This window comes from bacterium, from assembly GCA_021372615.1.
In the GTDB taxonomy this organism is placed as follows: Bacteria; Armatimonadota; Zipacnadia; order Zipacnadales; family UBA11051; genus JAJFUB01.
On record JAJFUB010000100.1, the window covers coordinates 1 to 9957 of the forward strand.

Annotated in this window: 7 protein-coding genes; 2 read left to right on the plus strand and 5 right to left on the minus strand. The window is 68.8% G+C overall.

Translation table 11 applies throughout. From position 1 onward, the window contains the following. Nucleotides 1-145: 145 nt before the first annotated feature. The 4 genes from LLH23_15350 to LLH23_15365 all read right to left on the minus strand — a co-directional run bounded on the left by LLH23_15350 (nucleotide 146) and on the right by LLH23_15365 (nucleotide 5346). Nucleotides 146-3520 (minus strand): hypothetical protein, encoded by a 3375-nt coding sequence (locus LLH23_15350; protein MCE5239842.1) that lies wholly within the window; start codon nucleotides 3518-3520, stop codon nucleotides 146-148. A gap of 29 nt (nucleotides 3521-3549) precedes the next feature. Beyond that, the gene (locus LLH23_15355; GenBank protein ID MCE5239843.1) at nucleotides 3550-4008 is read right to left on the minus strand and encodes a type II toxin-antitoxin system VapC family toxin; all 459 of its coding nucleotides are present in this window, start codon (nucleotides 4006-4008) and stop codon (nucleotides 3550-3552) included. Then, entirely contained in the window at nucleotides 3995-4246 is a 252-nt protein-coding gene (locus tag LLH23_15360) for a hypothetical protein (GenBank protein MCE5239844.1), read from the minus strand. The genes LLH23_15355 and LLH23_15360 overlap by 14 nt, the downstream gene beginning before the upstream one ends. Nucleotides 4247-4308: 62 nt before the next feature. Then, nucleotides 4309-5346: an acetylxylan esterase gene (locus tag LLH23_15365; protein MCE5239845.1), complete on the minus strand. Its 1038-nt coding sequence runs from the start codon at nucleotides 5344-5346 to the stop codon at nucleotides 4309-4311. 207 nt (nucleotides 5347-5553) lie between these two features. Between LLH23_15365 and LLH23_15370 the strand changes: the two genes are divergently transcribed. After that, nucleotides 5554-7593 carry a hypothetical protein gene (locus LLH23_15370; GenBank protein MCE5239846.1) on the plus strand — a complete coding sequence of 680 codons (2040 nt, stop codon included), beginning with the start codon at nucleotides 5554-5556 and terminating at the stop codon, nucleotides 7591-7593. A gap of 85 nt (nucleotides 7594-7678) precedes the next feature. Next, nucleotides 7679-9466, plus strand: coding sequence for a hypothetical protein (locus LLH23_15375; protein ID MCE5239847.1), 1788 nt, complete (start codon nucleotides 7679-7681; stop codon nucleotides 9464-9466). Here the strand turns inward: LLH23_15375 and LLH23_15380 are convergent. Further along, nucleotides 9429-9957 (minus strand): phosphotransferase (locus LLH23_15380; protein ID MCE5239848.1); only part of this gene is annotated, 529 nt, incomplete at its 5' end. The two genes, LLH23_15375 and LLH23_15380, sit on opposite strands and share 38 nt — an antisense overlap.

The window sequence follows — 9957 nt, forward strand, 5'->3', positions numbered from 1 at the left end:
ACGCGCTTGCGGGCAGCCAGCTCCTTCAGGTGCTGCCATGCTTCCTCGGTGAGGCACAGGTTGACGCGTCGCTTGGGCACGGCCACCACCTTCTTCTGTATACACAATACACATACAGAATAACCCCGTCAACCGCTGTCCAACCTCACAGCTTCACAACCACCTCCAGCCGCCCCTGTGCGTCGCACTTCCCGCCCACGACCAGCAGCCCCAGATCGCGACGCAGGGCCCAGCCTGTCGCGCCGTGTGGCAAGTCGTCCTTCCCGGGCAGGGCTTGCCCACCGGCGCTGACCGCCGTCGGGACGGCTTCGCCCAGTCCCCCCACCGTGAGGTACGCGATCTCGCCCGGCAGGTACTTGAGGCTCACCGTGAGGCCCTCGGCGCCTGCCTTTGTCTGCAGGTCGCCGGGGGCCGTCACGTGCAGTGTGCGCTCCCCCGCCTTCACGGCCAGCGACCGCAGCCCCGGGTCCAGGCCGCGGCGGGCCATCAGGTTGAGCTGGATGTTCTCGGGGTTGATGTACACCCCGTTGCGGGTGGTGAACCACTGGCCGAAGCTGTCGGGGTACGTCCCGGCCAGCTTCTCGTTGTCCATGGGCCACTGCTGGTGCATGCCGCTGGCGACCATGCCGTCCACCTGGCGCGCCCACAGATCGCTCTGGTCGAACCGCATCAGCTCCTGCAGGCCGTAGGCATAGACGAGGCCGCACCACTGCACCGGCAGGCCGATCCAGGAGTGGGTGAAGAAGGTGCTGCCGAAGACGGGGATGCTCGCATAGCGCATGCCGGGGTGCCGTCCGTCGTCCCAGGCGTACTGGAACGGCAGGCCGGTGCGGGCATAGAAGCGGGCATCGGCGAGGTACTGCTGGTCGCCGGTGGCCATGTAGGCCCACACGGCGGCGCGGAGGGCATAGGCGGAGGCGAGCACATCGGGCTCGAGGATCGGGCATTCCCAGCCCTGCGCCCCGCGCGGCACGGGGAACCTCCGCAGCCGGTCCATGGCTTTGCGCAGCGCCTCGATGGTCGCCGAGTTGCCGGAGATGGCCGCCCAGCGTGCCAGGGACAGCGCCTCCCGGCCGCACGTGCCCATCGTCTGCGTTCCGTCGGCCCCCAGCTTCTCACGCCCCTTGCCCGGATGGTAACCCCAGCCGCCGTTGGCCTCCTGGCTCTTCATCGCCCCCTCGGCCTGGCCACGCATGCCGTCGAGGGCGCCGGGCAGGCTGCCCCAGTGGTACGGGAACTCCCAGCCCATGATGTGGCAGTTGGCGCGGCTGGCGAGGCCCTTGGCCCCCTCCTGCTGCACCGTCTGGTTGCCGACCAGGTCGGCGCGCGCCAGCAGCTTCGTCCGCTCCGCCCCCTGCGCCACCGCCCGGCCGTCCAGCAGCATCAGCGTCGCGTGGCCCGGCGAGTTCGCTGACCCCCATCCCACGACATGCCGGCCCTTGTTGGCCTGCTCATCCCACACGGTCACCAGGAAGGCGTGGCGGCACAGGGCCATCTCCTCCTCAAAGGAGCGCGGCCAGGCTTCGGCAGCCGGATAGCCGACCAGCTTGTCGAACCACACGAGCGCCTCGGTGGCGTCGGACACGGGTTCGGCGGCCACGATGTACTGCGACAGCCGCCACGTCTCCCCCGCCTTGAGCGTCACCGGCGCGGCGGCCAGGCGCTGGTTCTCAGGGATGCCGTCGGGCGTGGCGGGCAGTTGCAGTTGCATCAGGTGGCTGCTCATGCCCTCCACGAAGTCGGGCGTGGCGAAGCAGGCCCCCGGCGCCACGTGCGTGCCGTCCCACTGCTGCTGCGCGTCCCACATCAGGCCCATCAGCGCGCCGCGCGGCGCCTGGACGATCATCATGGGTACGGTGACTTTGAACTGGTGCGGCACACGCCGGTCATCGAGCGGCGGGGCGAGGTCGCGGTCGCTGGAACTGCGCTCGTCGCCCTCCAGGTACTCCAGGCCGGGGAACACGGCCACGCTCTTGAGCGGTCCCGCCTGCCGGTCGCCCGCATGGACAGCCGGGCCGCGCACGGCCAGCACGCGCTGCTCGCCCTGCGCGGTCAGCTCCAGGTCGAGCTTGAGCGCCGGGCTGTCGGCTCCCAGAGTGGCCTGCAGACGACACGCGAAGCCACGCCCCGTGCCTTCCGCGCTGAGCTGCGCCTCGTTCCCCTTCACGCCGGCCTGCAGCTTGCCGAAGGTCGGGCTGACCTCCCGGCCTGTCGCGTCCACGGTCTGTACCCAGGGCGTGACCGAGCCACCAGGCTCCCAGCCGCCATCGCCCCAGGTCCAGACGTACGCGCCCAGGCCGAGCAGGTCGCGGTTGATGAGCCACCGCGATTGCCGGTTCTGCAGCAGCAGGTAGCTGCCAACCTCGCGGCACTCAGACCCGGTGGCACGGGCGGGCGGGAGCTGGGGGAAGGCTGGCCAGGCGGTCAGGCTGACCGACCGGTGCTCCTCGTGCTTCTGCTGGCCGTCCTGCCAGGACACGGCGGCGGTCTCGGAGAGCGTCCCTGCCTTGACGGGCGCCGTCTGTCCTGCTTCGAACGGTACCTCCACCGTGGCGCCGGGCGCGAGGCGTTCCAGCTTGCGTACGCGGGCGCCCAGGCTGACTCGCGCGGCGTGTTCCACGCCGAGCGTTCCCAGGCCCACGTTGCGCACCGAGACGCTGCCCGTCACACGGTCGCCGACGCAGTTCACAGCCTGGCGGGACAGCGAGGCCGCGACGAGCCGCACCTCCGGCTGCCAGCTTCCGCCCCATGCCGTCCCCTCGCCCCGCCAGCGCCACGCCACACAGGCCGTCTGGGCGCTGAAGTCGAAGCGGACGAAGCTCAGCCCCTCCGCCTCGGCCGGCGCAACGGCGGCAGTGGCGTCGGGGACGGGCCGACCCGCCGCATCCAGGCCCTCGACGACCGTTGCGCCCGTAGGCTTCTCGACGACCAGCAACCCGGCACACCCGCTGACGGCTACGTCGGGCGGGAGGGGTTGCGCCGGCAGGCTCGCGACGAGGGGCTGGCCGAACAGCGCCCAGTCATAGTTGGTGTTGCCGGCCGGGCCGGGGTCGGTGGCGAGGGAGATGGCCCCCTTCAGCGCGCCGCCCTCCGGCGTCAGGGCTGCCGCCAGCGGCGCCCACACGCTCTGCGTGAGGGTGCGCATGGCCAGGTCCCGGCCCGTGTACTGCAAGGTGAAGCGCACGCCATCAGGCTTGTGCTCCTGGTCCTGCCAGTCGAAGCCCTCGCTGATGCCGACGAAGCTGAGCAGGAAGGCGCGTCGGTCCGGGCCGAGCAGCAGGTCGAGGGGAGGATAGGTCAGCGTGCTCTTCTGCGTGTTCTGCGGGTGCAGGAAGATCGAGGGGATGACCTGGCCCCCGATCTTGGCGGACCCGCGCGGCGCGCACGAGAGGGTGTTGGCGGCCCGAGCCTGGGGGAATAGCTCCATGCCCGACCAGAGAAGCTGGGCGGAGCGGATGTCGGCGGCGTGAGCGACGCCAGACAGGAGAAGGCACAACAGCATGAGGCAGAACCGCGTCATGTCAGAGCCCTCCATAGTGCCCGAGGCGCTCAGGGCGCCTCAGCGCTCAACTGTGCGGCCAACTCAAGGGGGTGCATGGCAGCGACGCCGGGGATGTCCTGAAAGTGACGGTCGGCGGTGACGATGGTCTCGATGCCTGCCCACCTGGCGACGGCAATGTGGAGGGCGTCGCGGGCGGAGAGCTGGGGGTGTCTCTCAACGAGGTCCAGCATGGCACTGACAGCTTCGGGGTGCACCGGGAGGACGATCCGGAACGCACGCATGACCTGGCGAGCGAGGTCGATCCCGAGGTGATCACGCCTGATCGCCTTGTAGCGGTGGACGATCTCCTGCAGTACCTCCGTACTCGTGGCTGCCCGAATGCTCTCGTCGGCCGCGGCAACGATGATCTGCTGGCAGGGGATGCGGAACGACTCATCTCCGCCTATGGAGTAGACGAACACATTGGTGTCAATGAAGTACGCGGGCGCTCGGTCAGATCGGTTCATCCATGAACCGTCCGCGCTCGATTTCCTGCTCGATCTGCTCGGGCGTGCCCGCCGGACAGCGCATCTCCTTGATGCGCGCCACGGCCTCCAACCGCATGCGCTTCTGCTCTGCCTCCAGCGCCTCCATGATCGCCTCGGCAGCGAACTGACTGGCGGACTTCTGTCGCGCCGCCGCCACGCGCTTGAGCGCCGGCCAGAGGCCCTCCGGCATCGTCATGGTAACGCGATCGCGAGCCATATGAACACCTTCGTTCATACTAAGTCGGTATGAACTGATTATCGCATTACCGCAACGGTATGTCAACCCAACTGCTTCCGCACGAAGTCCCACACCCGCGCCTTGTAGTAGCGGTGGCCCTCCGGACCCACGTACAGCTCCAGCTTGCCCTCCGCCCCGGCGGCCCGGTACATGCCCTGGACGCGCTCGTAGGCGATCCTGACGCCCTCCAGGGGGAAGATGCTGTCCTGCTGGCCGGCGATGATCAGCATCGGCCGCGGCGCCACCAGGCCCGCGATGTCGTACATCTCGCACAGGTTCAGCAGCCCCGGGGCGTAGTTGCAGTCACAGTGGGCCATGGCCATGATTGAGTGCTCGAAGGTGCAGAAGTAGCAGCTCGGGATGGAGAGGGCGAAGCGGGTGTCGAGGGCGGTCGCGAAGAGCGTGGCGGTGCCGCCGCCGGACTGGCCGGTGCAGATGATCTTGTGCGGGTCTACCTGCGGCAGCGTCAGCAGGTAGTCCACCGCCGACATGCAGTCCAGCACGCGCATCCCCAGGAGGGTCCGACCAACCATCAGCGCGCGCTGGGATAGCTGCTGGCAGGAGCAGCCGGCGCCGCCCGCGAGGTCCTGGTCGAGCATTAGCTCCCCGAAGCCCCGCAGGTCCGGCGCCAGGGCCACATAGCCCTCGCGCACGGCCTGGACCGCGTAGTCGCGCTCCCCCTCGACCTGAACGGGCTTGCCACGCACATCCTGGCCGAAGTCCGCCGGGACGACCTTGCCGGGGCCGTGCCCGTGCAGGCACAGTACCGCCGGCACAGGGCCCGTCACGCCCTTGGGCACGAGCTGGAAGGCCGGGATGGTGATGCCGTCGCGGCTGGTGAAGCGGACGTACTGGCGCACATAGTCACCCATGTCGCGTTCGTCGAACACCTGGCCGGTGACGGGCAGCTCTTCCTGCGGGTGGACGGCCAGCAGGCTGAGCAACTCGCTCCGCAGGCTGCGCTGCCAGGCGTGGAAGTCGTCGTCGCTGCCGGCCTCGTAGCTCATGGCCCGCAAGCTGCCCGCGAGCAGGTCGTCTAGGCGCCGCTGTAGCGGCTCGTTGGCTCTCGTCTCGATCATGGTCGGCTCCTGGGGATGTCGGTACGGGGTGTGTTGGGCAAGTCGAGAAGGGAATCCTGCCTGAACACGGCGGAGTCGCCGTCCGCTGCGCGGACACTACGCCTTGAGTGTCGGTCGCCCTCGCGGGGCTGAAGGTGGCGTGGCCCCGGGCGACGAAACCCCCTCCGCCTTCATCTCCCGGTTCCAGGTACCTGCATGAGCGTCGCCGTGTCCCGACCCGCCGCCGCGTCCGCTGCCCCCGTCGGTCTGGCCCCACTCACCGCCCGTGCCGTGGTGTTGGCCATCATCCTGACCGTGGCCACCTACCTGGGGATCACCCGCGTGGGGTTCATCCAGATCAACTGGGTGCCGTACGTGGTGCCGCCGGTCCCGCCGCTGCTGTTCCTGATGGTCCTGCAGGGGCTGAGCGCCCTGGCGAGCCGCAGCGCGCTCAAGGACCGCCTGCCGCACGTGCTCCGGCCTCTATCGCGGGCTGAGATGGTCATGATCTACGCCGGCCTGTGTGTGGCGCTGTCCATGGAGCGCTCGGCCTACATCATGCACTACCTGCTGACGGCCAAGTACTTCGCGACCGATGTCAACGGCTGGGCTGAGTTCTTCAACCAGTACCCGGACTACTGGATCCCGCACGACAGCCGCACCATCCTGCAGTGGTTCGAGACCTCGCCGACCGGTCACATCCCGTGGAGCTACTGGTGGCCGTTCATTGGCTGGTGGGGCGCTTTCAGCCTGCTGATCGTGCTGGCGATGATGTGCATCGCGGGGTTCTTCCGCCGGCAGTGGGCCGAGTCGGAGCGCCTGAGCTACCCGCTGCTCTTCCTCCCCATCGAGATCACCGGCGGCCTGGAGGCCCACAGCACAGGCTTCCAGCCGGGCAAGGCCCTGGCCCGGGGCTTCTTCAGCAATCCGCTAATGTGGGCGGGCTTCGGCGCGGCTGCGCTGTTCAACCTCATCAACATCTCCTACGCCTTCTTCCCCAGCCTGCCGCACATCCGCACGACCATCCCGCTGGATGACAAGATCCTCGACCCGCCCTGGCGCTATCTGCGGCCCATCTACATCAACATGTCCCTGGACATCTGGGGGCTGTCGTACCTGGTGTCCGGTGAGGTGCTGTTCTCGACCTGGGTGCTGTACTTCCTGGTGAAGTTCGTCAAGCTGGTCGGCCTGTCGGCGGGCTACCGGGCCTCTGGCTTCCCCTTCTACCAAGAACTGAGCGCGGGCGGCTGCATCGCCATCGCGGGGTTCCTGCTCTGGGTGGCCCGCCCGCACTTCCGCCGGGTGTGGCAGGACATTGTGGACGGCCCCAACTCCTATGATGCCAACGAGGCCTTGCCCTTCCGCTACCTGGCCATCGTCTTCGTAGTTGCGACGGTGGCGATGATCTGGATGCTGTCGGCGGCAGGGATCCCCACGCAGGTGCTCATCTTCTACTTCGCCGTGCTCTACATGTTCGTGCTGGTGGCGGCGCGCATCCGGGCGGAAGTCGGTCCGCCGGTGACTTGGAACCATCCGTACGGGTTCGACACCGTGGTGCCCATGCATCTACTGGGCAGTCGCGGGCTGACGCGCCTGACCGGCCCGCAGGGCATGGTGCTGTACCAGGCGCTGTTCTACATCGGCCGCACGGTGTTCGCCCACACCACGGCGCAGTACTTCACCGATGGCCTGCGCCTGGCCGACTTCGGCCATGCACGGCGGCGGTCGGTGACGTCGGTCATGCTAATCACCAGCGTGGTGGCCATCGCGCTGGCGTTCTGGTTCCACCTCGATGTGGGCTACAAGTTCGGGCAGGGGCTGATCGGGGCGAAGATCGGGCGCGCCGGCACGGGCTGGGCCATGTCGTGGTCCAAGGGCAACTACAGCCTGCTGGAGAAGACCTTCAGCAAGCCGGCCGGCCCGGAGCTGCCGCGGCTGATCTTCTACGCCGCCGGCTGTCTCTTCACCGCGGGGCTCACCCTGGCCCGTACACATCTCACCAACTTCCCCCTGCACCCGTTAGGCTTCGTCATGGCCACGCTGTATGGCGACCACAGCCCGTACTGGTGGCCGTTCTTCGTCGCCTGGGCCGCCCAACGGCTGGCCCTACGCTACGGCGGGCTGCCGCTGTATCGCAAGTTCGTGCCGATGTTCCTGGGGCTGACGCTGGGGCACGTGCTGATCGGCGGGGTGCTGTGGCGGATCATCATCAACTACTTCATTGACCCCGTGATCTCGTCACGGTACTACGTGAACCTGGGCGGGTAGGGGCGGGAGCGCCGCGCCCGACAGGCGTGTCGCGCCCGACAGGAGTGTCGGGCGTACCCGGCGTGTGCGCATAGGGACACCGCAGATGGCCGAGCGAGAGGAGCAGTGCCAGGTGGCAGGCGAGCCGTCGCCGACGCCGCAAGCCCCGGGACGCGAGCGGCTGCTGGTCGGTCTGCTTGGCCTTATCCTTTTCGTCGCCTCCATCGCGATCCGCGGGTACCACTACCCGTTCGGCAACCAGGCTCTCCAACTGCCGTTCGTGCAGGTGATGCGCGACCCCTCTCTGTACCCGCATGACCCCCTCGTTGCCACGCTGTCGGCATACTGTTCGTGGTACTGGGTCGCGGTAGCGCGCCTGGGAGGCGACGACCCGGCGGGCCTGCTGCTCGTGTTGTTTCTGCTGACGAACGCGTTGCGGCTGGTGGCCGCCGCCGGTGTGGCGCGGGCGATGTTCCCGCAATCGCGGCTGGCGCCGTGGGCGGCAGCGGCGCTGTGGGCCATGGGGCCACGCCCGCTGATGGACGCAGGAACCCTGATGTCGCCCTACGCCGAGCAGAGCGCGACGGCCGTCGTGTTCCTGCTGTGGGCGTTCCAGGCTCTGCTTTGCGACCGACCGCTGTGGTGGGTGCTGTGCTTCGCTGCGGGCTTCCTGCTCAACCCCCTGTATGGCGTCTACGCCGTCACCTATTTCGCCCTGGTCGCCCTCGTGCTGCTGGCGAGGCGGTCGCTGAGCGTCCGGTGGGTCTGGGCCGCCGTGGGGGCCGGGGTGCTGGTGGCGCCGTCGGTGCTATGGTCGGCACGCACGATGCACGGGCTGGCGGGGGGGACCGCGGCGGACGTCATCCTGTGGGTCCAGGTGGCCGAAGCGCGGCTGGCAGGACACCTGTTCCCGCTGCGCTGGGAATGGCTCAGCTTCGTGTGGCACGCACTCGTGCTGGTCGGCGTCGTCGCGGGTCTGCGCTACGCGGGGGGCCTCGGGGCGCGAACCAAGGCGCTGGTCGGCAGTGCGGTCGTGGCCTCGGTGGGATGGTTGGGGCTGGCCTTTGCAGCAGCCTACCTCGTGCGTGCGCCACAATTCCTGGCTCTGCATCCGGCGCGAGGCATGGACCTGTACTACGCCCTCGCCGGCCTCTTCCTGACAGGGCTGATGGCGCGGCGCCTGGAGCGCGAACACCAGGCTGGGCGCGACCTGCTGTGGCCGCTTCTGGGCCTGCTGGGAGCCATGGGGATCTGGCTGGCGTACCCACAGTGGATGGTGGGAGCGCTGGCGCTATTGGGGGGCGTGGTGGCCGTCGCTCGACCGCTATGGGCTGGCTGGCTGCGACGGCTGACAGTGGCGCAGATACGTACCGGGTTGTGCCTGCTGGTGGGCGGGCTGGCCCTCGCCATGGTGCTGGGCCGGTGCGCACACGGCGAGCCACTGGTCTTCGCGTCCTACCAGGACCAGGCGACCGCCGACGCTGCCCGGTGGGCCACGACACACACCCCGAGGGAAGCCGCGTTCCTCGTTGACCCGGCGGCCGACGGCTACTTCCGTCCGCTGTCCCGGCGGCCTGTCTTCATCACGTCGCTGGACTGCGCCGGCATCCTGTGGAGCATCGGCTACGCCGGCGAGTACGCCCGGCGGATGGCCGACCTGGGGCACGATCCCCGCCGGGTCTTCGGCCGTCCCCCCGTGGGACTCCTGAGGCGGCTGGGCGACGAGGGTCTACTGCGCCTGGCCGCCAAGTATGGCCTGAGCTACGCGGTGCTGGACCTCGCACAGCCCACACGGCTGCCGGTGGTGTACCGCAACAGCAAGCTGCAGATCGTGGCCCTGTCTCCCCCGCTCCCCGCTACCACCCCACCCGCAACTGCGCCTCGTGCGCCGTGATCCACTCGAAGATCGGACGGATGCCGGTCACCAGGAAGCGCACCTGATCCGGCGGCGCCACCTTGCGCACCATCGCGTCTACGCGGTTGTACAGGCACCGCTGGCGCATCAGCGCCGGCAGGGCCTGCAACTCCGCCTCGGTCAGCGGCACCTGCTGCCGGTAGGCCTCCATGAACAGCGCCATCAGCTCCCACACCGGCTCAAAGGGCTGGGTGAGCGACCAGATGTCGCCACCGTCAAGGGCCGTCTCGCGGCGGCTGCCGAAGAACAGCAGGCCGTCGGTCACATCCACCATGCGTGGCTGGCGGCCTACCCAGTCGAAGTCGAAGATGCCGACGATGCGGTGGTCGCGGAAGCGCAGGTTGGCCGGGTGCCAGTCGCCGTGGACGATGCTCAGCGGCAGGGCCCAGTAGGCCTTGTCGGGTAACTCGCGTTCGGCTAACTGGGCCTGCTTGAGCAGGAAGTCAACGGTCGCGTGGGCGGGCGTGTCC

Excerpts from the sequence above, each read along its gene's own strand:
- LLH23_15350 (MCE5239842.1), bottom strand. The coding sequence starts at position 3,520 with ATGACGCGGTTCTGCCTCATGCTGTTGTGCCTTCTCCTGTCTGGCGTC.
- LLH23_15360 (MCE5239844.1), bottom strand. The coding sequence starts at position 4,246 with ATGGCTCGCGATCGCGTTACCATGACGATGCCGGAGGGCCTCTGGCCG.
- LLH23_15365 (MCE5239845.1), bottom strand. The coding sequence starts at position 5,346 with ATGATCGAGACGAGAGCCAACGAGCCGCTACAGCGGCGCCTAGACGAC.
- LLH23_15375 (MCE5239847.1), top strand. The coding sequence starts at position 7,679 with ATGGCCGAGCGAGAGGAGCAGTGCCAGGTGGCAGGCGAGCCGTCGCCG.
- LLH23_15355 (MCE5239843.1), bottom strand. The coding sequence starts at position 4,008 with ATGAACCGATCTGACCGAGCGCCCGCGTACTTCATTGACACCAATGTG.